This window comes from Dactylosporangium cerinum (assembly GCF_042653625.1).
GTDB classification, from domain to species: Bacteria; Actinomycetota; Actinomycetes; order Mycobacteriales; family Micromonosporaceae; genus Dactylosporangium; species Dactylosporangium cerinum.
Genome location: NZ_JBHSIU010000105.1, coordinates 248,895 through 274,886 on the forward strand (window position 1 = coordinate 248,895; position 25,992 = coordinate 274,886).

Genomic DNA, 25,992 nt, shown 5'->3' on the forward strand with positions numbered 1-25,992 from the left:
GGGGGGCGTGCTGAATTCCCCACGACCCGAAGGATCCCCGGGGCACCTGACCCGGGGATCCTTCGGGTCGTGGGGACAGCCGGGCGGGCGACCGGAGCAGGGCGCAGGTCATGGAGCGGCGGGCGGATCGCCTCGTCGCACACCGGGAGCCGTCCCGGCAGAGTGGCCCGACAGAGTGTCACGGCAGGGTCGTCCGGCTGAGCCATCGAGCGCTGCGGCTCATGCGGCAGGGTCGCCCGGCGGAGTCGTCCAGGCTGGGCTCAGGCGGCGGAGCAGTCCGGCACGGTTATCCGGCGGAGCCGACCGGCAGGGTTGTCCGGCGGGTCGTCCGGTGCTGGGCTCAGGCGGCGGGGCGGAGCTGGGTGAGGGCGCGGACGGCGTCGGTGAGCGAGATCGGGCGGTCGCTGATCTCCGTCGCGAGACACCATTCCACGTATTGCCGCATCAGGGTCGACGGCTTCACGCCCTTGCTCTTCGCGACCGCGGCGAGGCGCTGGGCCACGTCGGACGGCAGGCGCATCGAGTAGACGGCCATGACCTCGGCGTCGGGCTTCGGCGGCAGCGCCGGGACCGGCGCGGACCGGTCGAACGTGAACTCTCCGGCGGCAACGGCCGCGACCATGGCGTCCATCTGCTGCTCGCTGAGCGGGTCGGTGTTCATGCTGCGCTCGCCTCCCACTTCTCATACTCGGCGAGCTCGTCGGGGGTCATGTCCCGTGCTCCGAGGATGCCCCAGCTGAACTGGCCTTCTTGCTTCACGACGACGATGAGAGGTCGTCCCGTGTCGGTGCGTGCCCAGATGCTGAGGGCCGGGATGCCGAGTGCGAAGCCCGGAAGGGGGCGTCGCCGTTCGGCGTTCAACGCTTGAAGCACCTCGGCGTCGGTGATCCCGACGAGCGCCGCGAGCGTTGCCGGCCACCAGCGGTACGGCATGCCTCCAATGTACGACGCGCGTCAGACTTCCGTCTACGACCCGACCGGTCCGTCACCGGCGCGGCACGGGGCGTCGTCGTCGGGCCCGCGACGACGGTACGGTCCCCGGCATGGCACGGATGACATTTCAGACGTTGGGCGTGATCCTCCTGCTGCTCGGCCTCGGGGGCGCGACGTCGGACTCCGACGACGGCACCACCATCCAGCTGCTGCGCGACTTGGCGTACGTCGGTGTCGGCGTGGCATTCATGATTGCTGCCGTCGCCAGCGCGATCGCCGAGCAACGCCGGACCGCGCCGCCGGTGGCCGCTCATCCGGCAACCAATCCGGCGACCTATCCGGCGACCTATCCGGCGACCTGGACACCGCCGCAGCAGTATCCCGCGCAGCCGCAGCAGGCCCCCGGCGCCCAGCCGCCCTGGGGCCCCGCACCAACCTAAGGCGGTCAGTAGACGCGGTGGCGGCGCACCGAAGCGTGCAGCGCAAGGGGCGTCCACACCGCTCCACACGTTCCCCGGCAGGAGTGCGTGCGATCCACCACCAGCGGACACGACGGGGCCGGGGCAGCTGGAAGCTGGAACCCCGGCCCGGTCGTGCGGTCGTCTGGTGTGCGGGTGGCTACTCCGCCGCCGGCTTGTCGTCCTCGCCGGAGGAGGTGTCCGCGGCGGTGGGGCCGCTGGCGTTGTCCGCCGGGGTGTTCGGCGACGCCGGGGGCTGCGGCTTGTCCTCGAGGCCCTCCTCGGGGGTGACGCTCTTCGCCGGGTCCTCGAGGATGGCGGTGAGGGCGAGCCCCGTCAGGCGCCGGAACGTGCGGCCCGGGCGGTGCCGGTCCAGGACGGCGACCTCGAGCTGGTTGGCCGCCAGCTTGCGCGGCTGGCCGTTTTCGCCGCCCACGCTGCTCAGACCCTCAACCGCCAGCTTGAGTGCCTCAGCGAGCGTCTGGTCGGGCCGCAGCCGGGTCTTCACGGCACCGGAGATGGTGTCGGACTGGCCGCCCATGGTGACGAGGCCGGGCTCGTCCTGGACGGAGCCGTCGTAGGTGATGCGGTAGAGCTCGTCGTCCTCGGCGGTGGCACCGACCTCGGCGACGCAGATCTCCACTTCGTAGGGCTTCTGCTCCTGGGTGAAGATCGCTCCGAGGGTCCGGGCGTAGGCGTTGGCGACCTGCCGGCCGGTGACGTCGCGCCGGCCGTAGGAGTAGCCGTGCAGGTCGGCGAGGCGGACCCCGGCGGAGCGCAGGTTCTCGAACTCCGGGTAGCGGCCGACGGCAGCGAACCCGATCTTGTCGTAGATCTCACTGACCTTGTGCAGGGCGGTCGACAGGTTCTCGGCGACGAAGAGCACGCCGCCCTCATAGCTGAGCACCACGACGCTGCGACCACGCGCGATGCCCTTGCGCGCGTATTCCGAGCGATCCCGCATGATCTGCTCGGGCGAGGCGTAGAACTGCATGGCCACGGGGCGGGTTCTCCTTCTGACGTGGGAGCTGGGTGAGAGAGGGGCTCAGACGCCCGGGTTGTCGGCGCGCTCGGCGATGACCGCCTCGGCGATCGCGCGGACCTCGTCGTCGGTGAGCCGGTGGGTGCCTTCGACGGTCGCGGTCATGATGACCGGGAAGATGCCCCGGAGCAGGTCGGGCCCGCCGGTCGCGGTGTCGTCGTCGGCGGCGTCGTAGAGCGCCTCGACGGCGATCTTCACGGCGTCGGCGGTGGTGATGCCGGGCTTGTACCGCTTCTTCATCGACGACTTCGCGAACAGCGAACCGGAGCCGATCGAGTCGTAGCCGCGCTCCTCGTAGACACCGCCGGCGACGTCGAAGCTGAAGATGCGGCCGGCCTTGTCGACGGACTTGGCGTCGACGTCGAACCCGGCGAACAGCGGCACCACGGCCAGGCCCTGCATGGCCGCGCCGAGGTTGTTGCGGACCATGGTGGCGAGCCGGTTGGCCTTGCCCTCCAGGGAGAGCATGGTGCTCTCGATCTTCTCGTAGTGCTCCAGCTCGACCTGGAACAGCCGCAGCATCTCCAGGCCGAAGCCCGCAGTGCCGGCCATGCCGACCAGCGAATACGCGTCGGCGGCGAAGACCTTCTCGATGTCCCGCTGGGCGATGAGGTTGCCCATCGTGGCGCGCCGGTCGCCGCCCATGAGCACGCCGTCGGAGCAGGTGATGGCGACGATCGTGGTGGCGTGCGCGCTCACGTCTGCGGCCATCCCCGGCGGCAGCGGCCGGCGACCCGGGAGCATCTCGGGCGCGACCGCCGACAGGAACTCGCTGAACGACGAGGTCCCCGCGGCGTGGAACGCGGCCGGCAGACGCCCAGAGTGGTCAAGACCCGTCGGCAACGGAGCTCCCTTCACAGGATGATCGACTGTAGTTGACCAAACAATACGCCCGTCGGCCCGGATGCGTCCGGACCGACGGGACCTTCTCAGTGACGGCTACTGGCCGCCCTTTTGCACGTATCCGCGGACGAACTCTTCGGCGTTCTCCTCGAGCACCGAGTCGATCTCGTCGAGGAGGTCGTCGACGTCCTCGCCCAACTGCTCGACCCGCTCGGCTGTCTCCGGGTTGACCTCGGGCGCGGCGACGTCTTCTTCCTCGTCGCGCCGGGACTTACCGGATTGGGACTGCCCGCCCGTATCCCTCGTAGCCATGTCTCATCCTCCTCGGGGGGACCACCAAACAACCGCTGCATCGAACTTACCCGGAAGTGATCGCTTCCAGCAGATCCTTCGCGCTCGGGCATTTGTCGAAGAGTGCACCGACGTGCTTCTTGGTCCCTCGTTCGGGCTCCATCATCGGCACCCGCACCAGCGACTCCCGGCCCACGTCGAAGATGACCGAGTCCCAGCTGGCCGCAACCACCTCAGCGGGGTATTTGGCCAGGCAGCGGCCGCGGAAGTAGGCCCGGGTGTCGTCCGGCGGCTCGACGATCGCGCGCTGGATCTCGTCCTCGGTGAACAGCGTCGCCATCGAACCGCGGGCGACCAGGCGCTGATAGAGGCCCTTCTCGGCGCGGACGTCGGAATACTGCAGGTCCACGAGCTGCAGCTTGTGCGACGACCAGCCCAGCGACTCGCGCTCGCGGTAGCCCTCGAGGAGGCGGAGCTTCGCGACCCAGTCCAGCTCGCCGGCGCACAGCATCGGGTCGCGGCCGAGCCGGTCCAGCACGCTCTCCCAGCGCTCGAGGACGTCGGCGGTCTGCTCGTCGACGTCGGAGCCCTGCCGGGAGTCCACATAGGCCCGGGCCCGCTCGTAGAACGCCCACTGGATGTCCAGCGCGGTCAGCCGGCGGCCGTCGCGCATGCGGATCAGGTGCTGCAGGGACGGGTCGTGGCTGACCGCCTTGAGCTCGCTGACCGGGTCGGCGATGCCGAGGTCGCCGGACAGCGCCTTGTCCTCGATCATCGCCAGGATGAGGGAGGTGGTGCCCACCTTGAGGTAGGTGGAGATCTCGGACAGGTTGGCGTCGCCGATGATGACGTGCAGGCGACGGTACTTGTCGGCGTCGGCGTGCGGCTCGTCGCGGGTGTTGATGATCGGCCGCTTCAGCGTCGTCTCCAGGCCGACCTCGACCTCGAAGAAGTCGGCGCGCTGGGAGATCTGGAAGCCGGGGCCGGAGCCGTCCTGCCCGATGCCGACCCGGCCCGCCCCGCACACGATCTGCCGGGTGACGAAGAACGGGGTGAGGTGCATGACGATGTCGGCGAAGGGGGTCTGCCGGCGCATGAGGTAGTTCTCGTGCGTGCCGTAGCTGGCACCCTTGTTGTCGGTGTTGTTCTTGTACAGATGGATCGGCAGCGTCCCGGGGATCGTCGCCGCCCGGCGGGACGCCTCGGCCATCACCCGCTCGCCGGCCTTGTCCCACAGCACGATGTCGCGCGGGTTGGTGCACTCCGGCGTGGAGTATTCCGGGTGGGCGTGGTCGACATAGAGCCGGGCGCCGTTGGTCAGTATCACGTTGGCCAGGCCGAGGTCCTCGTCCGCGAGGGCTTCCGCCGGGTCGTAGAGGGCGCCGGAGTAGGTGAACCCGCGCGCGTCGCGCAGCGGGGACTCCTCCTCGTAGTCCCACCGGGCCCGGCCGCCCTTGGTGAGCTCGGGTCGTGCGCCATAAGCGTTGACCACCTGGGATGACGTCACCATCGGGTTGGCTCCCGGCTGGCCGGGCACAGACACGCCGTATTCGACCTCAGTGCCCATCACGCGCCGCACACTCATGCCAACAACCCTAGTCGCAAGGTACGACAGTCTGCCTCCACCGCGGCGCGCCAGGTTTGCTGATGTCCGATTGTTGTGAGGACGTCGCTGCCCGTAACATCCGCAGATGCGAATCAGTGTCGCTTTCGAGGGCACCGGCGCCGGTGAGGCGCCGCTGTCATGGGGGCAGCAGGATATCTGGGCGTCGATGGCCAGGTTCGGCGAGCAGCTGCCGCTCGGCGGGGTGACCCCACTGCCGTCCGGCACGACCGTCGAGGACGTCGCCGGCGAGCTGCGCTACCTCATGAGCCGCTACCAGGTGCTGCGGACCCGCCTGCGGTTCACTGCCGACGGCGTGCCCCGGCAGGTCGTCGCGGCGGCCGGCACGACCGTCCTGGAGGTCGCCGACACCGATGACCCGGCCGGCATGCTGGAGCGGTACCGCCGCGAACCCGTCGACTTCACCAGCGACTGGCCGATCCGGATGGGGGTCGTGCGGCACCGCGGCCGGCTCACCCATCTCTGCGCGGTGATCTGGCATCTGGCCATGGACCGCTCGGGCGCGGCGGTGATGCTGCGCGAGGTGGCCGCGAAGGTCCAGGACCCGGTCACCGGCATGCAGCCGCTCGAGCAGGCCGGCTGGCAGGCGTCCGAGGCGGGGGCCCGGCAGAGCCGCAGCGCGTTGCGGCACTGGGAGCGGGTCCTGCGCACGATGCCGCCGCCATGGCCGGTCGCGTCACGACGGCGGGAGAGCCCCCGGCACTGGAAGGGCCGGCTGGTCTCCCCCGCGATCCCGCTCGCCACCCGGATGCTGGTCGAGCGCACCGGCGCCGACCCGGCCACGACGCTGCTCGCCGCGTTCGCCGTCGCGGTGCGCCGGTGCACGGGCGTCGACCCGGTGCCGATGCTGCTCGTGACCAGCAACCGGTTCCGCTCCGGGCTCGCGGACGTCGTGGCGCCGGTCGCCCAGCCGGGGCTGTGCCTCGTGGACGTCGCCGATGCTGATTTCGCCGGTGTACTGGAGGGCGCGCGCCGAGCCGCGACGGCGGCGTACAAGCATGCGTACTACGACACGGCCGGCAAGGAGTCCCTGGTGGCACGGGTCGCCGCCGAGCGGGGGCCGCAGTTCCGGGTCGACTTCCACCTCAACGACCGGCGCGGGCCGGAGCTGCCGGTGGTGCCGGGGTCGCTGCCGCAGGCGCTCACCCGCCGGACGCTGGACTGGATGCCGTTCAAGGACAGCCCGTCCAGCCGGGTGTTCGTGCACGCCGACGACGCTCCCGGGGCGACCGTCCTGACGTGTTACGCCGACACGCACCACGTGTCGCTGGCGGAGGCGTCGATGGTCCTGACGACGCTCGAAACCACCCTGGCCGAAGCGGCACAGCGCGGCTGAGGGCGGGTCTGTCACGACCGCAGGTCGTGTCGCGGCCGGCCACGGCCGCGGGCCTGATCACGACCGCAGGTCGTGTCCGCGCAACTGGCAGCGGACCTGGCAGGGAGGCCGTTCACGGCCGACCGGTCGCTGACGGGAGCAACGGACCTTGCGCTCGACGGACCGGAGCCATGCCCTTCTGACGCTTCTGGCTCTTCTGGCTCTTCGGAAACGCGAAGCGGGCGGCGGCCCTGAGGCCACCGCCCGCCCGTGTCGCGGTCCTACAGATATTGGCCGGTGTTGGTCGCGGTCTCTATCGACCGGCCGGCCTCCGCGCCCTTGCCACCGGAGACGAGCGTGCGGATGTAGACGATCCGCTCGCCCTTCTTGCCGGAGATGCGGGCCCAGTCGTCGGGGTTGGTGGTGTTCGGCAGGTCCTCGTTCTCGCGGAACTCGTCAACGCAGGAGTCGAGCAGGTGCTGGAGGCGCATGCCCTTCTGGCCGTTGCTGAGGAAGTCCTTGATCGCCATCTTCTTGGCCCGGTCGACGATGTTCTGGATCATCGCGCCGGAGTTGAAGTCCTTGAAGTACAGGACCTCCTTGTCGCCGTTGGCGTAGGTCACCTCGAGGAACCGGTTCTCCTCGGTCTCGGAGTACATCCGCAGGACCACCGCGTCGATCATGGCCGCCACCGTCGCGTCCGGCGAGTTGCCGTGCTCGGCGATGTCGTCCTTGTGCAGCGGAACCGTGGTGAGGATGTACTTGGAGAAGATGTCCTTGGCCGCCTCGGCGTCCGGACGCTCGATCTTGATCTTCACATCGAGCCGGCCGGGGCGCAGGATCGCCGGGTCGATCATGTCTTCCCGGTTGGATGCGCCGATGACGATGACGTTTTCCAGGCCTTCGACGCCGTCGATCTCGCTCAGCAGCTGAGGCACGATCGTGTTCTCGACGTCGGAGGAGACCCCCGAGCCACGGGTGCGGAACACCGAGTCCATCTCGTCGAAGAACACGATGACCGGGGTGCCCTCGCTCGCCTTCTCACGGGCGCGCTGGAAGATCAGCCGGATGTGCCGCTCGGTCTCGCCGACATACTTGTTGAGCAGCTCAGGACCCTTGATGTTGAGGAAGTAGCTGGTCTTGCGCTCCTCGCCGCGCCGCTCGGCGATCTTCTTCGCCAGCGAGTTGGCGACCGCCTTGGCGATCAGCGTCTTGCCACAGCCGGGAGGGCCATAGAGCAGGACGCCTTTCGGCGGGCGCAACAGGTGCTCGCGGAACAGCTCCGCGTGCAGGAAGGGCAGCTCCACGGCGTCGCGGATCTGCTCGATCTGCGAGAAGAGGCCGCCGATGTCGGTGTAGTCGACGTCGGGCACCTCCTCCAGCACCAGCTCCTCGACCTCGCTCTTCGGGATCCGCTCGTAGGCATACGCCGAGCGGGGCTCGATCATGAGCGAGTCACCGGCGCGCAGGGGCGCGTCGGTGAGGGTGTCGGCCAGGTGGACGATCCGCTCCTCGTCGGCGTGCGAGATGACGAGCGCGCGGTCACCACCCTCCAGAATCTCCTTCAACATGACGACCTCGCCGGAACGCTCGAACCCGAGCGCGTCGACGATGTTCAGGGCGTCGTTGAGCAGGACTTCCTGGCCTCGTCGCAGCTCCTCGACCTCGATGGCCGGGGATACCGCCACGCGCAGCTTGCGCCCACCGGTGAAGACGTCGACAGAGCCGTCTTCGTGGCGGGCGAGGAAGACGCCGTAACCGCTCGGCGGCTGTGCCAGGCGGTCAACTTCCTCCTTCAGCGTCACGATCTGGGCGCGGGCCTCCTTGAGGGTGGCCACGAGCCGCTCGTTGTTTTCGGTCAGCCGGGCAATCTGCGCCTGCGCTGCGGCGAGCCGCTCCTCGAGCTGTCGCACGTGTCGCGGGGTTTCCGTCAGCTTGCGCCGCACCAGGGCGAGTTCCTCTTGGAGGAAGGCGACCTGCGTGGAGAGATCGTGGGCGTCCTTCTCCCATCGTGCGGCGCGCGTCTCCGCGTCGTCGCTGCGTGCCACGTCCCACCTCCCCGGGGGCTTTGAACGTTGTGCTCTAACACTAACTGCTGTTCGCCGGTCTGGGCCCCTTCGAACCCGTGCGCCACAGGGCTTTTACAAATCGTGCGGCCTGGAGGCGCTTTCCACCAGCCCTGTAATGTTGCGGCGTGAGCGCTCTTGAGGTGTGGGTTGACCAGGACCTGTGCACTGGCGACGGCCTGTGTGTGCAGTACGCACCGGAGGTCTTCGAGTTCGACGTCGATGGCCTGGCCTACGTGAAGCAGCCCGACGGCGAGCTCCTGCTGGCCCCCGGCAGCCGCGTCGACGTGCCAGAACACCTCCGGCTCGAGGTCATCGACGCGGCCAAGGAGTGCCCCGGCGACTGCATCCACGTGCACCGGACAGCCGATGACGTGCCGGTCGCCGGGCCCAACGCCTCATAGCATCGGCTTGCCCACGAGCGAAGAGACGAGCCGGGCAAACTCCTCCAAACGGGCGATCTGTCCGGCGCCGCCGTCGTCGAGAGTTTTACCGAAGCGCAACGCGTCGTGGCGGATGACGGAGCCGGCCTCCTCGGCCGCGACGTTCGCCTCGTCGAGCGAGGTCAGCAGCAGGTAGACGTCGACGCTGTCGACCCTGGCGTGCCCGTTCGGGTTGCGGCTGAGCCGCCGGCGGCAGCCCACCTCGGTCACCGCGGACAGCGCCACCACCCGCAGCGACGACGTCATCGAGCCCGGCGGCGCCTCCTCGGGCGGGATGTCCTCGCCGTGCCACAGGATGAGCCGGGTGCCGTCGCAGACGACGACCTCCTGCCACACCCCGTTGACGTCGTTGACGAACCGCTCGAGGGTGAAACCGAGCACACTCTGCCCGCGCAGCACCCCGGCCATCGCGTCGAGCGCTATGTCCGGATCACGCAGGTAGGCCCTGGCCGCCGACTCGAGGTCCGGATAGGGAGACCAGTCCGGAAATACGGCAGGTAGGTCACTGAAGCTCGGACGGCTCATCCTTTGCCTCCTCCTCCCGTGCGACCGCGGCGGCCGCCAGCCGCCGCGCCGCATATGCTTCGGCGCCCTTGCTCGGTTTGCGCCGCCGCGGCGGCGCGGTCACCCCCGGTGCCAGCTTCCGGGCGCTGACGAGGAACGCGGTGTGCGCGATCATCCGATGATCGGGCCGCACCGCGAGCCCCTCGGCGTGCCAGTCACGCACCAGGCTCTCCCAGGCGCGGGGCTCGGTGTAGCCACCGTCCTCGCGCAACGCCTCCACGAGCTCCGACAGCTGTGGCGTGGTCGCCACATAGCCGATGAACACCCCGCCTGGGATCAGCGCCCGCGACACGAGCGGCAGGATCTCCCACGGGGTCAGCATGTCAAGGATTATCCGATCAAAACCGACATCTTCGCAGCCGGCTACGTCACCTACCCGCAAGGTCCACCCCTGCTGGGGCCCGCCGAGGAAGGCCTCGACGTTGCGGCGGGCGATGGCTGCGAAGTCTTCGCGCATCTCGTAGCTCGTCACCGACCCCGACGGGCCGACCGCCCTGAGGAGGGAGCACGTCAGCGCGCCCGAGCCGGCGCCCGCCTCCAGGACCCGGGCGCCGGGGAAGATGTCACCCATGGCGCAGATCTGCGCGGCGTCCTTCGGGTAGATGACCTGCGCGCCGCGTGGCATGGACAGCACGTAGTCGGACAGCAGGGGGCGCAGCGCGAGGTACGCGGTCCCGCCGGCCGACGTGACCACACTGCCGTCCGGGGCGCCGATCAGGTCGTCGTGCGGCAGCGCACCCCGGTGGGTGTGGAACTCCTTGCCCGCCTCGAGCACGATCGTGTGCATCCGGCCCTTGGGGTCGGTCAGCTGGACCCGGTCACCCGGTCGGAACGGACCCCGGTGGGTCACTGGCAGGTCGAGGGACACAGTCACGTGCGATTCCTTCTGCTGGTGGGCCGGCCGTCGGGTCGGCGTGTTTCGACGAGCGATAGCAGCTCGGCGCCGCGCAGGACGCCGTGCACATCCTCACCCGAGACCACCAGGTAGTCGCCGCCCGGGTCGTCACGGATGGCGTGCAGCAGGTCGGTGCCCCGAAGATCGCCTGGTAGGACGTGGTGCTCGTCCAGCCGGCGGGTGACGTCGCCGATCGGCACCCATGGCCGGCGCTCCGCCGGCACTGCCCGGGCCGACGCGCCGTGCACGAACCCGAGCATCGCCCCGGCACCGTCGACCACGGCGAGGTGGTGCCCACCGGCCTGCTCGGCGATCCGCTCCGCCTCGGCCAGGGGCGTGACCGCCGCGACCGGCACGATCGGCCTGGCCAGCTCTCTGGCGTTGAACGGCGGCAGGCTCGCGGCGACCTTCCCGTGCCGGATCGCCTGCCCGGCGCCGACCCACATGGTGATGCTCACCAGCAGCGTGAAGAGCAGGCCGAACCACCCGTTGAGAATCCCCTGCATGAACAGCACGACCACGGTGCCCGCGGTGGCGACCGCGACGAGCCGGCCGGACCAGCCGGCGACCCGGCGGCCGAGATTCGGGTCGCCGCTGATCTTCCACACGAGGGCCTGCAGCGCCCGGCCGCCGTCCAGCGGCAGCCCGGGCAGCGCGTTGAACACGGCGACCACGATGTTGCTCAACGCCAGCTGGAACGCGAACGTCTCGGCGATCCCACCCGCCGGGAGGACCAGCGCCGCGGCACCGGACAACAGCCCGAGCAGCAGCGACACGACCGGCCCGGCGAGCGACACGAACAGCTCCACGCCCGGCCGGGGCGCCTCCCGCTCCATCTCGGTGTAACCGCCGAGCATCTCCAGAGTGATGCCGCTCACACCGATGCCACTCTGCCGGCTGGTGATCGCGTGACCGAGCTCATGCAGCAACACCGACAACAGCAGGCACACCACGAACCCGAACCCGACCGCCAGGCCGGTGCCCAGCGACAGCTCTTCCCGGCGCGAGGTCAGGAACTGGCTATACGTCAGCGTGATCAGCGCGGCGAGCAGCAGCCAGGACGGGGCGAGGTGGATCGGGACGCCGAGCAGCCGACCCAGCGGGATCCCGGAGCCGCGCTCAGGCGGCCGGGTCCGGGCAGCCGACGACGCCGGCGCGGGTGCCGAGCGGTAGTCGTCCATTGCCCATGATGCTACGGGTAGTCCGCGCCGGGACGCCGGTCCGTGAAACTGTCGTACCCGTGGCCTAACCTTCCACGCATGACGGAGACCATCACCACACTGCCTACGTTGTCGCCGTCGCGCGCCGCCGACTTCAAGACGTGCCCTCTGCTGTACCGGTTCCGCAGCATCGACCGCCTGCCAGAGCGCCCGACGCCCGACCAGATGCGCGGCACCCTCGTGCACGCGGTGCTCGAGGCACTGTTCGAGGAGCCGACCGGCACCCGCACCCCCGAGCGTGCCGCCGCGCTCGTCGCACCGCAGTGGCAGCGCCTCGTGGAGACCGAGGAGGGCCTCGCCGACCTGTTCGCCGACACGGAGGCGTTCCTGGAGTCAAGCCGCGAGCTGCTCGGCGGCTACTTCGCCGTCGAGGACCCCAACCGGCTCGAGCCCGCGGAGCGGGAGGCGTTCGTCCAGGCCGAGGTCGACGGCAAGCTCGTCATCCGTGGCTACATCGACCGGCTCGACGTCTCCCCCGCCGGCGACCTCCGGGTCGTGGACTACAAGACCGGCGGCGCGCCCCGCGAGGCGTTCGAGGCGCGGGCCATGTTCCAGCTGAAGTTCTACGCCCTGGTGCTGTGGCGGACCCGCGGCGTCGTGCCCCGGGTGTTGCGGCTGATGTATCTGAAGGATCGTGAGGTCTGCGACTTCTCGCCGGACGCGGAGGAGCTGGAGCGGTTCGAGCGGACGCTGCTGGCGCTGTGGCAGGCGATCGAGCGGGCGACCGCGGAGCGGGACTTCCGGGCGCAGCCGAGCCGGCTGTGCGGGTGGTGCGCGCATCAGGCGCTGTGCCCGGCGTTCGGGGGGACGCCGCCGCCGTATCCGGAGCGGGTGGCGGTGCCTCCTGTGCCGCTGTCCACGGAGGCGGAGCCGGCGACGGGGCGCGACGAGTAACGCCCGGGGTCGGCGCGCGCTGGTTGGTTGCGGTGCGCGGAGGGGGTCCGACCAGTCGTTCAAGTGTTCAGGTTCGCGGCGGGGGGCTTCGCGGTCTTCCCGCCTGGCCACTGTCGCGGGCGGGCGACAGGGTTGCGTGGTCACCGTGACTGCTTCCTGTCCGCGTCGTTTGGTGGTGCCGCACCGTCGGCGGCTTCAGAACTTTGGACAAAACGCCCAGGTCGGGGCACGGCGCGGCCTGGGCCCCGATTGAACGATCCTGTGCGCTTGAGCGTGGGTGGGAGATCGCCGTTCGGGGGCGTTGGTTGCGGTTCGCGTAGGATTCCGACCAGACCTTCAAATATTCACGTTCGCGCAAGGGGACTTCGGGGTTTCCGCCCGGCCGCTGGCGCGTCCGTGCGACAGGGTGGCGTGGTTCCGGTCCGTGCCGTCTTGCGGTGATGCCAAGCCAGGTCCGCACTCGCATGGTCCAGCACCGTCGAGGTCATCATTCGGTGGTTCCAGACCGTCGCTGGCTCAAGAATTCCGGACAAATCACCCAAGTTGGGGGCGCAGGCAAGCCAGCACCCCGACCTTTCGATCGTGCACTCTTGATCCGGTAGACCTTGTGCACCCCTGGGTGCACAAGGTCTACCGGATCATGAGAAGTGCGCTGGTACCGGTCAGTCCAGTGATCGATGGTTTTCGATTTTTGACTGAAGACGGTGTTGTAGCACCGAATGATGACCTCGACGGGCCTGGATCATGTGAGTTCGGACCTGGCTTGGGATCACCGCAACGACGGCACGGACCGGGACCACGCAACCCTGTCGCACGGCCGAAGGCCGGGCGGTGCCATCAAGTCCCCGCAACGTCTGGGCGAATATTTGAAGGTCTGGACAACCAGTAACAGCGAGCCCCAACCACGGTCCGCCAGGAGGACGGGCCTCATCCTCAAGCATGAGGCGGACTCGGACGCGGCGACGAATCCGAAGGGCCCGGCAGCCGATAGCGTACGAAGAGTGCTGAAGCGCGTGCTGAGCCGCCGAGCGGACCCGTTGGTACAGGACATCGCCCTCGCGATAGTGCTCGCCGTGTTCAGTGGGATCGCGACCACGGTCGCGCAGGACGAGTTCGGCACCAGGAACCTGACGCTGCAGCTGATCTTCGACACGGTCGGGCTGACCGCGGTGGCGGTGCGGCGAAAGTGGCTGTGGGTGGCGGTGTGGTTCACCGCGGCGCACACCGTGGTGCCGTTCCTCGGCACGTTCCCGCTGGCCAACGGCGGGTTCGCGGTCATCGTCGTGACCTACACGGCCGCGGCGTACCTGCCGTTGCGGTCGGCGGTGGTGGCGGGGTTGCTGATCTGGGTGCCGGGGATGGCCCTCGCGACGGTGATGGGGCGCACCGAGGACGAGCCGTTCGTGCTGGAGCCACGGATCTTCCTGCTGTTCAACGCGATGAGCGCCCTGGTGTGCTTCACGGTGGGGCGGATGATGGCGACGCGGCGGGCCTACGTGGCGGCGCTGGAGGACCGGGCCAGGACCGCGGAGACAAGCCAGCGGGCGTTGACGGAGCAGGCGGTGGCCGACGAGCGCCGGCGGATCGCGCGGGAGCTGCACGACGTCGTCGCGCACCACGTGAGCGTGATGGGGGTCCTGGCGACCGGGTCGCGGCGGATGCTGCAACGGGACCCGCGGGCGGCCGACGAGGCCTTGGCGACGATCGAGGAGACGGGGCGCACGGCGTTACGGGAGATGCGGCGGTTGCTGACGGTGCTGCGCACGGAAGCCGAGCCGGCCGGTGAGCTCGCGCCACAGCCGGGGCTGGCGGGGGTGGAGGGGCTCGTCGAGCAGATGCGCGAGGCGGGGCTGCAGGCCGTGCTCAAGGTCGAGGGGGTGCCGGGGCCGCTGGACTCGGGCATCGCGTTGACGATCTACCGGATCGTGCAGGAGGCGCTGACGAACGCGTTGAAGCACGCCGGCGCGGCGACGGTCGAGGTCAGGATGGTGTTCAGCCGGCAGGACGTGGTCGTCGAGGTGTGCGACACGGGGCGCGGGCCGCAGCTGGGGACGGCCGCGATCGGGCACGGGCTGCTCGGCATGCGGGAGCGCGTGATGCTGTACGGGGGGACACTGCGCACCGGTCCACGGCCCGGCGGCGGCTACCGTGTGCACGCGAGGATCCCGATAGAACAGCACGTCGACAGCGTGGAAAGGCAGCCAGCTTGAACCCGAGGCCGATCCGGCTCCTGCTCGTGGACGACCAGCCGCTGCTGCGCACCGGGTTCCGGATGGTGCTCGGCGGCGAGACGGACCTCGACATCGTGGCCGAGGCGGGTGACGGGGTCGAGGCGGTCGAGCTGGCCCGGCGCCTGCTGCCCGACGTGGTGCTGATGGACATCCGGATGCCGCGGATGGACGGGGTCGCCGCGACCCGGGCGATCGTCGAGGCGAAACTGCCGGTCAGGGTGCTGATCCTGACCACGTTCGACCTGGACGAATACGTGGTGGGCGCGCTGCGGGCCGGCGCGAGCGGGTTCCTGGCGAAGGACGTGCCCGCCGACGACCTGGTCACCGCGATCCGGACGGTGGCGGCCGGCGAGGCGGTGGTGGCACCGCGGATCCTCAAGCGGCTGCTGGACAAGTTCGCCGACGCGCTGCCGGACCCGGACGCGGCGCCGCCGCGGGACCTGCGGGTGCTGACGGACCGGGAGCGGGAGGTGCTCGTCCATCTGGCGCGGGGGCTGTCCAACTCGGAGATCGCCAAGGCGCTGTCGGTGAGCGAGACGACGGTGAAGACGCACGTGGGGCACGTGTTGACGAAGCTCGGTCTCCGCGACCGCGTGCAGGCCGTCGTCCTTGCGTACGAGACGGGTCTGGTCCGCCCGGGCTCATAGCCGTCCTCCCCAAGAAGTAGTCCCGACCGGCACCCCGGGAGGACGGCACGGCCGAGATCACCCCGTAGCGTGAGGACATTCACGAAACCAGAGGGGGATCGAGCGTGACCACGACAGTCACGACCGGGCAGGCGGTCGCCGCCCGCGCGGTGGACGTGTGGAAGGTGTACGGCAGCGGCGAGGCCCAGGTCATCGCGCTGCACGGGGTGAGCGTCGAGCTGGAGCGCGGGCAGTTCACCGCGATCATGGGCCCGTCGGGGTCCGGCAAGTCGACGTTGATGCACACGCTCGCCGGGCTCGACTCGGTGACGCGCGGTGAGATCTTCATCGGTGACACCCGGTTGACGGGGATGTCCGACGGGGACCTGACGAACCTGCGCAGGACCAAGGTCGGGTTCATCTTCCAGCAGTTCAACCTGCTGCCGACGCTGACGGCGGAGGAGAACATCCTGCTGCCGCTGTCGATCGCCGGCCGCAAGGCGGACCCGAAGTGGTATGAGACGGTGATCGACACGGTGGGGCTGCGGGACCGGCTCAAGCACCGGCCGAGCCAACTGTCCGGCGGCCAGCAGCAGCGGGTCGCGTGCGCGCGGGCCCTGGTGTCGCGGCCCGAGGTCATCTTCGCCGACGAGCCGACGGGCAACCTCGACTCGCGGTCGGGGGCGGAGGTGCTGTCGTTCCTGCGCAACTCGGTGCGGGAATACGGGCAGACGATCGTCATGGTGACCCACGACCCGAACGCGGCCTCATATGCGGACCGGGTCATCTTCCTCGCCGACGGCCGGGTCGTCGACGAGCTGCTGGCGCCGTCCGCGGACGCGGTGCTGGACAAGCTCAAGGGCTTGGACGCCAAGGTCGAGAGCGCCGCTGACGCGTCGCAGGCGGGCTGAGCCGTGCTGCGCGCAACGCTCAAGAGTCTGCTGGCGCGCAAGCTCCGGCTGATCCTGTCGGCCCTGGCGGTCGTGCTGTCGGTCATGTTCATCGCCAGTTCGCTGGTGCTGACCGACACGCTGGGGCGCACGTTCGACAACATCTTCGCCGACATCTACACCAACACCGACGTGCAGGTCACCACCAAGGCCGACGTCGAGGCGCAGGGCGGCGGCCCGGCCCAGTCGCTGAAGCCGCTGACGGCCTCGGACGTGGACAAGGTCGCGAAGGTCGACGGTGTGAAGTCGGCGAAGGGGCAGGTCTTCCTGACCGGGGCCCGGGCCGTCGGCAAGAACGGCAAGATCGTGGCGAGCGGGTCCGGGCAGTTCGGCGGCAACTGGGGCGGCGAGGACGAGCTGACGAAGCTCATCGCCGGCAAGGGGCCGTCGGCGGACGACGAGGTGGTCATCAACAACGGCCTCGCCCTCACGGGCAAGTTCGCCGTCGGTGACCCGATCGACGTCATCACCCGCACCCAGCCGCGCAAGACGTTCAAGATCTCCGGCATCATGCAGTACAGCGGCGGCCGGGACTCGATGGCGGGTGAGACCGCGGTGCTGTTCACCGAGTCCACCGCGCAGGAGCTCATGCTCGGTGAGAAGGGCGCGTTCAACCTCATCGACGTGAAGTCCGACAGCGGCGTCTCGGACGCCAAGGTCCGCGACAACGTCAAGGCGGCGCTCGGCGACGGGTTTGTCGTGCAGACGGGCGAGGACCTGTCCGAGGAGTCCAGCAAGGCACTGCGGGGCCTGCTGGACTACGTCAACTACTTCCTGCTCGGCTTCGGCACGATCGCGCTGCTGGTCGGCATCTTCCTGATCCTCAACACGTTCTCGATCATCGTGTCGCAGCGGACCCAGGAGCTGGCGCTGCTGCGGGCGATGGGCGCGGGCCGGGGGCAGGTCATCCAGTCGGTGCTGATCGAGGCGCTGATCATCGGGGTGGCCGGGTCGCTGCTGGGCTTCCTCGTCGGGCTCGGGCTCGGCTCCGCGGGGGCGGCGTTCTTCGCCTCGGCTGCCGACATGGACTCCGCCGGGGTGGGCTTCCCGCTCACCGCGATCATCGTGTCGTTCACGGTCGGCATCCTGGTCACCATGATCTCGGCGGTCGTGCCGGCGATCAAGGCGGCCCGGGTCGCGCCGATCGCGGCGATGCGGGACGCGGCGGCGACCGACCGGCCGCTGACCGGGATCACGATCGTCGGCGGGATCGTCACCGCGCTCGGCGGCGGCTCCCTGGCGTGGGGGCTGGCCGGGGCCGGCGACGCAACGCTGCTGCTGGTGTTCGGCGGCGTGCTGCTGATCATCATCGGGGTGACGCTGCTCGCCCCGCTGCTGAGCAAGCCCCTCGTCGGGGCGCTCGGGTCGATCTTCTCCTGGACGATCCCGGGCAAGCTCGGCAAGCGCAACTCCTCGCGCAACCCGCGCCGCACCGCGATCACGGCCGGCGCGGTCATGATCGGCATCGCGATCATCACGATGATCAGCACGGTGCTCACGTCGCTGTCGACGGCGCTCGGCGAGACGGTGGAGAAGGACCTGCAGGCCGACCTGGTCGTCATGGGCCAGCAGACGTCCGACGTGCCGCCGACCATCCAGCTCGACGAGCTGCGTGCGATCAGAGGGCTGCCGCAGACGCAGACCGTCGCCGCGCTGACCTACGACGGCGTGGAGTGGAACGGCAAGCAGGAGTTCGTCGCGGCCTTCGACGACATGGCGGCGGCCACCACGGTGCTGAAGCTGAAGGCCGCGCAGGGGCGCGTCGACCGGCTCGGCAGCGGCGAGTTCATCACGGACGAGAAGACGGCCAAGGACCGCAAGTGGAAGCTGGGCGACAGCTTCCAGGTGGCGTTCAGCAAGGGCGGCTCGAAGACGCTGACACTGGTCGGCATCACCCAGACCAACGCCGCCACCAGCGGGATCACCATCTCCAACACCGACGCGCAGGCAGGGTTCGCGTTCCCGCAGCCGATCCAGGCGTTCATCGAGGTGAAGAGCGGCGTCAACGTCAACGACGCCAAGGCCGCGGTCGACGGGGTGATCAAGAACAACCCCGAGGTCGACGTCCTCACGAAGAAGGAGTACGCCGGCAACAGCCAGCAGGTCTTCGACGCGATCCTGATCATCGTGCAGATCCTGCTGACGGCCGCCCTGGCGATCTCGGTCCTGGGGGTCATCAACACGCTGCTGCTGTCGGTGATCGAGCGGACGCGGGAGCTGGGCATGCTGCGGGCGATCGGCCTGCGGCGCGGCCAGACCTGGCTGATGGTGACCATCGAGTCGGTGGTGATCACGGTGTTCGGCACGGTGCTCGGCCTCGCGGTCGGTGCCGGGCTCGGCTCGGCGATCGTCACCGCGTTGAAGCGGGTGGTCGGGTTCGGGGCGGTCACGATGCCGTGGGGCACGATGGTGTTCTACGTTATCGGTGCCGTGATCATCGGCGTCGTCGCCGGCATCATCCCGGCGGTCCGGGCGGCCAGGCTCAACGTGCTCAACGCCATCGCGTACGAATAGGCACCAGCACTGCCAAAAGCCGGTCGGGGGTCTCCCCCGACCGGCTTTCCGCTTTTCCGGGCCCTTTTCTGTGAAGGCTGAGAAAGGCGGGCTAGGGGATGACCCTGATATCCACTCCGGGCCATTCCCCGGCGAAATACCCGTGGTCAGCTCGCCCTGCGGGCGGACGAGACGAGCACGACGTGCCCCGAGGATGAAGGCACACCATTCACCAGGGGGAATCATGACTGCATCGGTTGCGACACGCACCGAGGTGGCCGCGAAGGCGGTCGACGTCTGGAAGGTCTACGGCACGGGCGAGGCGCAGGTCCACGCGCTCGGCGGCGTGTCGGTGGAGCTCGAGAAGGGCCGCTTCACCGCGATCATGGGCCCGTCGGGCTCCGGTAAGTCGACGCTCATGCACTGCCTCGCGGGCCTGGACGCCGTGTCGCGCGGTGAGGTCTACATCGGCGACTCGAAGATCACCGGCCTGTCGGACCGGGGGCTGACGAACCTGCGCCGCACCAAGGTCGGGTTCATCTTCCAGCAGTTCAACCTGCTGCCGACGCTGACCGCCGAGGAGAACATCCTGCTGCCGCTGTCGATCTCGGGCCGGAAGCCGGACGCTGCCTGGTTCGACACGGTCATCGAGACCGTGGGGCTGCGGGACCGGCTCAAGCACCGGCCGAGCCAGCTGTCCGGCGGCCAGCAGCAGCGGGTCGCGTGCGCGCGGGCCCTCGTGTCGCGGCCCGAGGTCATCTTCGCCGACGAGCCGACCGGCAACCTCGACTCGCGCTCCGGCGCGGAGGTGCTGTCGTTCCTGCGCAACTCGGTGCGCGACTTCGGCCAGACGATCGTCATGGTCACCCACGACCCGAACGCGGCGTCGTACGCGGACCGGGTCATCTTCCTCGCCGACGGGCACATCGTCGACGAGCTGCACGCGCCGACCGCCGACGCCGTGCTCGACCGCCTCAAGCGCCTCGACAAGGCGGTCTGACGATGCTGCGCGCCACCCTCAAGAGCCTGCTGTCACGCAAGCTGCGGCTGGTCCTGTCGGGCCTGGCAGTGGTGCTGGGCGTGATGTTCGTGTCGGGGGCGTTCGTGCTCACCGACACCATGGGCCGCTCCTTCGACAGCCTGTTCTCGTCCGTGTACCAGGGCATCGACGTCAACGTCACGCAGAAGCCGAAGGTCGGCGACGAGGACTTCGGCCCGTCGCAGCAGGGCAACATCCCGGCCGCGACCCTCGACAAGGTCCGCGCGGTGCCGGGCGTCGCGAGCGTCACCGGCGACGCGACCACCGACGGCGCCCGGGTCATCGGCAAGAACGGCAAGGTCGTCACCACGTTCGGCCCGCCGCGGCTCGGCGGCAACTGGGTCGGCACGTCGGACCTGCTGCAGCTGCGCGAGGGCCGCGCGCCGGCCGCCGACAACGAGATCGTCGTCAACGTGACCACGGCCAAGAGCGCCGGCGGGCTCAAGGTCGGTGACGACGTCGGTGTCCTCACCCTCCAGCCGGGCAAGAAGGTCTTCAAGCTCGTCGGCATCTTCGGCTACAGCGGCGACCGCGACTCCCTCGGCGGGTCCCTGGAGGTCCTGTTCACCACGCCGGTCGCGCAGGAGCTGATGCTCGGCGAGAAGGACGTGTTCAGCGGGATCAACGTGACGGCCGCCGCGGGCGTGACGAACGAGAAGCTCCGCGACGACGTCGCCGCCGCGCTGGGTGCCGACTTCCAGGTCAAGACCGGCAAGCAGCTGACGGACGAGACGACCAAGGAGTTCCGGGAAGGCCTCGCGTTCTTCAACAACGTCCTCATCGGGTTCGCCGGTGTCGCGCTGTTCGTCGGCACCTTCCTCATCCTCAACACGTTCTCGATCATCGTCGCGCAGCGGACCCGTGAGCTGGCGCTGATGCGGGCCCTCGGCGGCAGCCGCGGGCAGACGCTCGGCTCGGTCATCATCGAGGCCGTCGCGATCGGTCTCATCGCCTCGGTCCTCGGCCTGGCCGCCGGCATCGGCGTCGGTGTCCTGCTCGCCTGGGTGTTCGGCAACGTCAGCGGCGTCGCCCTCGCCAGCGTCGGCGTCCCCGCCGCCGCGGTGATCAGCGCGTTCGTGGTCGGCCTGCTGGTGACGGTCGTCGCCGCGGTCCTGCCGGCGCTGCGGGCCTCCCGGATCCCGCCGATCGCGGCGCTGCAGGAGGTCTCCACCCCGGACCGGCCGCTCACCAAGCTCACCGTCAGCGGCGCGCTCATCGGCGCGGCCGGCGGCACGATGCTCGGCCTCGGCCTGGCCGGTCAGGGCGACAACACGCTGTGGCTGATCCTCGGCGGCGTCCTGATCAGCTTCATCGGGGTCGCGCTGCTCACGCCGCTGCTGGCCCGCCCGGTCGTGTCGCTGCTCGGCCGGTTGTTCTCCTGGTCGGTGCCGGGCAAGCTGGGCCGGCTCAACTCGGGCCGCAACCCGCGGCGCACCGCGATCACCGCGGCCGCGCTGATGGTCGGCCTGGCCCTGATCACCGGCGTCAACGTCATCCTCGCCTCGGCGAAGCAGAGCCTGTCCTCGCAGGCCTCGACCCAGGTCACCGTCGACCTGATCATCTCCGGCGACGGCGACGACAACGGGCCGGCGAAGTTCGACCCGGCCGTGATGACCGCCGCGGCGAAGCTGCCTGGCGTGTCCAGCACCGCCAGCGAGTACTGGGACTTCGCCCAGGTCGACGGGCACGGCACGGGCATCTCCGCGACGCCCGACATGGCCGCCTACGCGAGCATGTTCAAGCTCACGGCGACCGAGGGGACCCTGCAGTGGACCGGCCCGGACCAGGCCGTCATCGACACCGAGAACGCGAAGAAGCGCAACCTCACGCTCGGCTCGACGATGACCATGCAGTTCACCCGCGGCGAGCCGCACCAGGTGAAGATCGTCGGTCTGTACCAACACAGCGACGTCATCGGCGGCACCATCGTCTCCGGTGACGTGGTGAAGGACTACCGCTCCGCGCAGCCGTCCTGGGGCTTCCTCCGGGTCAGCGACGGCGCGTCGGTCGACGCGATCCAGAAGCAGGTCGACCAGCTCCTCGTCGACAACCCCGAGGTGTCGGTCGCGAACCGGGCCGAGTACGTCGACGCGCAGGCCGCGCAGTTCGACCAGCTCCTCGTGATGATCCAGGTGCTTCTCGCGCTGGCGATCCTCATCGCGGTCCTCGGCATCGTCAACACCCTCGCCCTGTCGGTGCTGGAGCGGACCCGCGAGCTGGGGCTGCTCCGCGCGATCGGGATGCGCCGGGCGCAGACAATGCGGATGGTGACCGTCGAGGCGGTCGTCATCTCCACCTTCGGCGCGCTGCTCGGCCTCGCCGTCGGCACCGGCCTCGGCGCGGCGGTGGTGCGGGCGCTGAAGGACGAGGGCTTCACGAAGATGGCGTTCCCGTGGAGCCAGATGGCGACGTACCTGCTCCTCGCGGCGCTGGTCGGGGTCATCGCGGCGGTCCTGCCGTCGATCCGGGCCTCCCGGGTCAACGTCCTGCAGGCGATCTCACACGACTGATTTCCCGCATCGCAAAGGGGGCGCTTCGGCGCCCCCTTTATGCAATGAGCTTTCTATGCAATGAGCTTCCGCAGATAGGCCACGTCGACGTCCAGCAGCGAGTCGACCAGCGTGACGCCGGTGGGGTCCAGGGCCACCTCGCACGGCACGGCGAGGACCGCGCAGCCGGCGGCGCGGGCGCTGAGGACGCCGTTGGGCGAGTCCTCCACGGCGACGCACTGCGCCGCGGTCGCCCCGACGAGCCGGGCGGCGGTCAGATACGGCATCGGGTGCGGCTTGGTCCGGTCGACCTCGTCCCCGGCGACGACCGCGTCGAAGTTGTCCGCGCCGATCGTCAGCAGCGCCACGTCGACCAGGTGCCGGTGCGTGGCGGTCACCAGCGCCAGGGGTACACCTTCCGAACGCAACGCGGCGAGCAGCTCCTTCGCGCCGGGACGCCACTCGATGCCGCCGTGGAACAACTCCTTGACCCTGGCCTCCAGCCACCCGACGCTCGCGTCGGTGCTGACGCTGGCGGGCAGGCCGAGGTCGGCGTGCAGCAGCCGCATCGAGTCGGTCATGTTGCTGCCCACCATCGCGTGCCTGGCCTGCGCGGACAGCACCCCGCCGTAGTGGGTGGCGAGCTCGGTCAGGCCGACCGACCAGACCTTCTCGCTGTCCACGAGGGTGCCGTCCATGTCGAAGAGCACGGCCGCGAGCCGGTCGTCAGAATCCACCTGACGGATCCTGCCCCGCACGCCCGGTTTCACGGCGCAGTCGTGCTCAACGTCACGGCCTCCAGGAACTCCCCGGGCGTCAGGCTGCCCGGCTTGCGGCCCTCCCGGACGGCACGCTGGACCAGCCGGCGGGCGGTCTCGTTGGCCGGGGTCGGCACCCCGTGCAGCCGGCCGAGCAGCACGATCTCACCGTTGAGGTAGTCGGCCTCGACGGTGCCGGCGCCGCGCGCCAGGCTCTGCCACGACGACCCGCCGGCCCGGTTGATGCCGTGCGGCCACCGCATGATGTCGCCGCGGCGCTCCCGGTCCTCGGCCGCCGACGCGACGTCGATGCCGGCGCGGCGCAGCACCTCCTCGCCCTCGGCCTGCACGGGTCCGGCCGCCGCGTCGAGCCCGTCGACCCGCCCGCACAGCGCCTCGACCGCGTTGCCGAGGTTCAGCAGGAGTTTGCGGTACTTCCAGCGCATGATGTCCGCGCGCGGCTGCGACACGAACCCGGCCGTCTGCAGCTCCTGTGCGAGCCGCTCGGCGGTCGCGTCCCGGCCCGACGGATACCGGCCCAGGTCGAGGATGCCGGGGACCGGATCGCAGTGCTCGATGACGACGCCCGGCTCCAGATGGCTGGCCGGCAGGATGACGTGGACGCCGTACACATCGGCGAAGTGCCGCAGCGCCGCGCGCTCGTTGGCCACGCCGTTCTGCAGGCAGACGACCGGCCCCCGGAAGCCTTCGAGGGCGACCAGCGCGGCGCCGGTGTCCTGACCCTTCATCGCGAGCACCACGACGTCCTTGCCGGTGTCGGCGGGATGCTGGTACGCGTCGACCTTGACCACCGTGTCCCCGTCCGGCCGGCGCAGGGTCAGCCCGTCCTTCTGCATCGCCTCGAGGTGCGGGCCGCGGGCAACGACCGCCACGTCGAGCCCGGCGATCGCGAGCCGGGCCGCGACCACTCCCCCGACAGCGCCGGCACCGTAGATCATCCATCGCATCGGCCCATCGTATTTCGGGGTGGTTCTTCCCACGGGACGTGACATCAGGCATGACCGGCCGGGTGTCGGGTAGACGCCGCGGCACCATGCGATCCAGCATCCTGCTCGTCCCGCTCCTGCTGGCGCAGGCGCTCTGGCTCCTTGCGCCCGGCCTGCTCGCCGGGCTCCTGCTGGCCGGCCGCGACCGCATCCCGGCGCACCTCGTCGTGCCCGTCGCCGGCCTCGTCGGCTGCGTGAGCGGTTACGCCGTGTTGTGGGCGTTCTTCGGCGCGCACCGGCTCGGCAATGTCGCCGTCGCTGGGTTCGCCGCCGCGGCGCTGGTGTCGGCGGCCTGGATCGGGGTCCGCCCCACGCTGCGCGCCGCGCTGCTCCGGCTCGACGTCGCCGCGCCCCTCGGGCTGATGCTACTGCTGACCCTGGGCTACAGCGCGATCACGTTCTCCTGCACCGCCGGCCCCGGCGCCGGGTCGGTCAACGCCTTCTGCCACCTCAACGGGTTCACCGGCGACAACATCCTGCCGCAGATCTTCGCCGACAACATCCACCACGGCGACCCGCGCACGGTGACCTGGGACTGGCAGGGCAGCGACCGGCCACCGTTGCAGTCCGGGGTGCAGTTGCTGCAGGCGCCGCTGACCGAGTCGGCGTCGTGGCGGATCATCAGCTACGAGGTGCTGACCGTCCTGCTGCAGGCCATGTGGCTGCCGGCGCTGTGGGGGTTGTTCCGGGCGTTGAAGGTGTCGACCCACACGTTCGCGGTCGTCGCCGCCGGCTGCGCCTGCACCGGCCTGTTCTTCTTCAACTCCGTCTTCACCTGGCCGAAGCTGCTGCCGGCGGCGCTGGTCGTGCTCACCTGCGGCGTCTGGTTCTTCGACCGGCGCGAACCCCGGCCGAATCAGCCGAATCACTGGAGCTGGGCGATCGGCGGCCTCGCCGCGGGCGCCGCGATGGTCGCGCACAGCGGCGTCGTGTTCACCCTCGTGCCGATCGTCGTCGCGCTGCTGCTCCCCCGGCACCGGCCGGCGTGGACATCGCTCGGCGTCGCCGCGGTCGCCGCGCTGGTGATGTTCGCGCCGTGGCAGGCCTACCAGCGGCTGTACGACCCGCCCGGCGACCGGCTGCTGAAGATGCACCTCGCTGGCATCCCGAACCCCGACGAGCGGTCCCTCGGCGAGCTGCTGCGCAGCCAGTACGGCGGCACCGGCGGCACCGGGGCCCTCGCCAACAAGACGGCCAACCTCACCACCGTCCTCGGCGCGCAGCACGTGCAGTACCACCTCCTCGGCACGGGCCGCACCAGCGTCCTGCGCGACGAGGAGTTCCGCTACCTGAGCCTGTGCTTCGGCGTGTTCACCCTCGGCTGGCTCGTCCTGATCACCCGCCGCGGGCGCCAGCGGGTCCGCGAGGCGGCCGACCCGGACCGGTTACGCCTCGTCTTCGGCATCGCCGGCGCGTCCCTGCTGGTGTGGATCCTGGTCATGTACGGGCCGTCGACCACCCACCTGCACCAGGGCTCCTACGCGACGATGCTGCTGCTCTTCGCCGGCGGCGGGGTGCTGTTCAGCGTCCTGCCGAAGTGGGTCGTCCGCGTCGGTGTGACGCTGCAGGCGGCGTACTGGGCGCTGATCTGGGTCGCGGCAGTGTGGAAGGGACACCAGCTGCACTGGGGGTTCGTCGCAGTCAGCCTGGTGGCCTCGGCGGCGTTCGCGGCGGCCCTGTTCCGGCTGCGTCGCGGCTTCTGGCTGCGTCGCGGCGTCCGGCTGCGTCGCGGCGAGGTCTCCGCGGCCGTGTCCGCCCGTCCCGCGGTCGCCCCGGAGACCACCTCGGCGCCGTGACGCCCTTTGATCAAT

At 69.9% G+C, this 25,992-nt stretch carries 23 protein-coding genes; 11 read left to right on the forward strand and 12 right to left on the reverse strand.

The window, feature by feature from the left end; genetic code table 11:
- Positions 1–340 precede the first annotated feature (340 nt).
- Positions 341–661: a hypothetical protein gene (locus ACFPIJ_RS53750; RefSeq protein ID WP_380127300.1), complete on the reverse strand. Its 321-nt coding sequence runs from the start codon at positions 659–661 to the stop codon at positions 341–343.
- Positions 658–933 (reverse strand): hypothetical protein, encoded by a 276-nt coding sequence (locus ACFPIJ_RS53755; RefSeq protein ID WP_203846664.1) that lies wholly within the window; start codon positions 931–933, stop codon positions 658–660. The genes ACFPIJ_RS53750 and ACFPIJ_RS53755 overlap by 4 nt, the downstream gene beginning before the upstream one ends.
- Positions 934–1,043: 110 nt before the next feature.
- Between ACFPIJ_RS53755 and ACFPIJ_RS53760 the strand changes: the two genes are divergently transcribed.
- On the forward strand, positions 1,044–1,373 hold the full coding sequence (locus ACFPIJ_RS53760; protein WP_380127301.1) for a hypothetical protein: 330 nt from the start codon (positions 1,044–1,046) through the stop codon (positions 1,371–1,373).
- Positions 1,374–1,551: 178 nt separating this feature from the next.
- Here ACFPIJ_RS53760 and prcA read toward each other — a convergent pair whose 3' ends face one another.
- The 4 genes from prcA to dop form a co-directional block, all read right to left on the reverse strand.
- Positions 1,552–2,391 carry a proteasome subunit alpha gene (prcA, locus tag ACFPIJ_RS53765; RefSeq protein WP_380127302.1) on the reverse strand — a complete coding sequence of 280 codons (840 nt, stop codon included), beginning with the start codon at positions 2,389–2,391 and terminating at the stop codon, positions 1,552–1,554.
- 45 nt (positions 2,392–2,436) lie between these two features.
- Complete coding sequence (prcB, locus tag ACFPIJ_RS53770) at positions 2,437–3,276, reverse strand: proteasome subunit beta (RefSeq protein WP_380127303.1); 840 nt, start codon at positions 3,274–3,276, stop codon at positions 2,437–2,439.
- Positions 3,277–3,372: 96 nt separating this feature from the next.
- On the reverse strand, positions 3,373–3,588 hold the full coding sequence (locus ACFPIJ_RS53775; protein ID WP_033362892.1) for a ubiquitin-like protein Pup: 216 nt from the start codon (positions 3,586–3,588) through the stop codon (positions 3,373–3,375).
- 46 nt (positions 3,589–3,634) lie between these two features.
- Positions 3,635–5,152, reverse strand: coding sequence for a depupylase/deamidase Dop (dop, locus tag ACFPIJ_RS53780; protein ID WP_345003839.1), 1,518 nt, complete (start codon positions 5,150–5,152; stop codon positions 3,635–3,637).
- Positions 5,153–5,258: 106 nt separating this feature from the next.
- On the opposite strand from dop, the gene ACFPIJ_RS53785 reads away from it, so the two are divergent.
- A complete protein-coding gene (locus tag ACFPIJ_RS53785) occupies positions 5,259–6,527 on the forward strand; it encodes a condensation domain-containing protein (RefSeq protein ID WP_380127304.1) in 1,269 nt (422 codons plus the stop codon).
- 260 nt (positions 6,528–6,787) lie between these two features.
- Here ACFPIJ_RS53785 and arc read toward each other — a convergent pair whose 3' ends face one another.
- Positions 6,788–8,554 (reverse strand): proteasome ATPase, encoded by a 1,767-nt coding sequence (arc, locus tag ACFPIJ_RS53790; protein ID WP_203846667.1) that lies wholly within the window; start codon positions 8,552–8,554, stop codon positions 6,788–6,790.
- Between the two features lie 146 nt (positions 8,555–8,700).
- Between arc and ACFPIJ_RS53795 the strand changes: the two genes are divergently transcribed.
- Positions 8,701–8,976 (forward strand): ferredoxin, encoded by a 276-nt coding sequence (locus ACFPIJ_RS53795; RefSeq protein ID WP_380127305.1) that lies wholly within the window; start codon positions 8,701–8,703, stop codon positions 8,974–8,976.
- On the opposite strand, the gene ACFPIJ_RS53800 is transcribed toward ACFPIJ_RS53795, so the two are convergent.
- From ACFPIJ_RS53800 to ACFPIJ_RS53810, 3 genes are read right to left on the reverse strand one after another with little or no spacing between them, the layout of a single operon-like run.
- On the reverse strand, positions 8,971–9,540 hold the full coding sequence (locus ACFPIJ_RS53800) for a hypothetical protein (RefSeq protein ID WP_033362888.1): 570 nt from the start codon (positions 9,538–9,540) through the stop codon (positions 8,971–8,973). The genes ACFPIJ_RS53795 and ACFPIJ_RS53800 overlap by 6 nt on opposite strands.
- Entirely contained in the window at positions 9,518–10,453 is a 936-nt protein-coding gene (locus ACFPIJ_RS53805; RefSeq protein WP_380127307.1) for a tRNA (adenine-N1)-methyltransferase, read from the reverse strand. The genes ACFPIJ_RS53800 and ACFPIJ_RS53805 overlap by 23 nt, the downstream gene beginning before the upstream one ends.
- Positions 10,450–11,655 carry a site-2 protease family protein gene (locus tag ACFPIJ_RS53810; RefSeq protein ID WP_380127308.1) on the reverse strand — a complete coding sequence of 402 codons (1,206 nt, stop codon included), beginning with the start codon at positions 11,653–11,655 and terminating at the stop codon, positions 10,450–10,452. Before ACFPIJ_RS53810 ends, ACFPIJ_RS53805 begins: the two co-directional genes overlap by 4 nt.
- Before the next feature lie 78 nt (positions 11,656–11,733).
- On the opposite strand from ACFPIJ_RS53810, the gene ACFPIJ_RS53815 reads away from it, so the two are divergent.
- From ACFPIJ_RS53815 to ACFPIJ_RS53845, 7 genes are all read left to right on the forward strand, one after another.
- Positions 11,734–12,588 (forward strand): RecB family exonuclease, encoded by an 855-nt coding sequence (locus ACFPIJ_RS53815; protein WP_380127310.1) that lies wholly within the window; start codon positions 11,734–11,736, stop codon positions 12,586–12,588.
- A 1,001-nt stretch (positions 12,589–13,589) separates the two neighbouring features.
- Entirely contained in the window at positions 13,590–14,798 is a 1,209-nt protein-coding gene (locus ACFPIJ_RS53820; protein ID WP_380127311.1) for a sensor histidine kinase, read from the forward strand.
- On the forward strand, positions 14,795–15,466 hold the full coding sequence (locus ACFPIJ_RS53825) for a response regulator (RefSeq protein WP_380127312.1): 672 nt from the start codon (positions 14,795–14,797) through the stop codon (positions 15,464–15,466). Before ACFPIJ_RS53820 ends, ACFPIJ_RS53825 begins: the two co-directional genes overlap by 4 nt.
- 104 nt (positions 15,467–15,570) lie before the next feature.
- A complete protein-coding gene (locus ACFPIJ_RS53830; RefSeq protein WP_380127313.1) occupies positions 15,571–16,356 on the forward strand; it encodes an ABC transporter ATP-binding protein in 786 nt (261 codons plus the stop codon).
- 3 nt (positions 16,357–16,359) lie between these two features.
- The gene (locus ACFPIJ_RS53835) at positions 16,360–18,909 is read left to right on the forward strand and encodes an ABC transporter permease (protein ID WP_380127314.1); all 2,550 of its coding nucleotides are present in this window, start codon (positions 16,360–16,362) and stop codon (positions 18,907–18,909) included.
- A 223-nt stretch (positions 18,910–19,132) separates the two neighbouring features.
- Positions 19,133–19,888: an ABC transporter ATP-binding protein gene (locus tag ACFPIJ_RS53840; protein ID WP_380127316.1), complete on the forward strand. Its 756-nt coding sequence runs from the start codon at positions 19,133–19,135 to the stop codon at positions 19,886–19,888.
- A 2-nt stretch (positions 19,889–19,890) separates the two neighbouring features.
- The gene (locus tag ACFPIJ_RS53845; protein WP_380127317.1) at positions 19,891–22,437 is read left to right on the forward strand and encodes an ABC transporter permease; all 2,547 of its coding nucleotides are present in this window, start codon (positions 19,891–19,893) and stop codon (positions 22,435–22,437) included.
- Positions 22,438–22,490: 53 nt separating this feature from the next.
- Here the strand turns inward: ACFPIJ_RS53845 and ACFPIJ_RS53850 are convergent, their stop codons facing one another.
- Together ACFPIJ_RS53850 and ACFPIJ_RS53855 are read right to left on the reverse strand one after the other, a co-directional pair.
- Entirely contained in the window at positions 22,491–23,126 is a 636-nt protein-coding gene (locus tag ACFPIJ_RS53850; RefSeq protein ID WP_380127392.1) for an HAD family hydrolase, read from the reverse strand.
- A 56-nt stretch (positions 23,127–23,182) separates the two neighbouring features.
- Complete coding sequence (locus ACFPIJ_RS53855; protein ID WP_380127318.1) at positions 23,183–24,142, reverse strand: ketopantoate reductase family protein; 960 nt, start codon at positions 24,140–24,142, stop codon at positions 23,183–23,185.
- 86 nt (positions 24,143–24,228) lie between these two features.
- On the opposite strand from ACFPIJ_RS53855, the gene ACFPIJ_RS53860 reads away from it, so the two are divergent.
- Positions 24,229–25,977, forward strand: a complete 1,749-nt coding sequence (locus ACFPIJ_RS53860; protein ID WP_380127319.1) for a hypothetical protein — start codon at positions 24,229–24,231, stop codon at positions 25,975–25,977.
- Positions 25,978–25,992 lie beyond the last annotated feature (15 nt).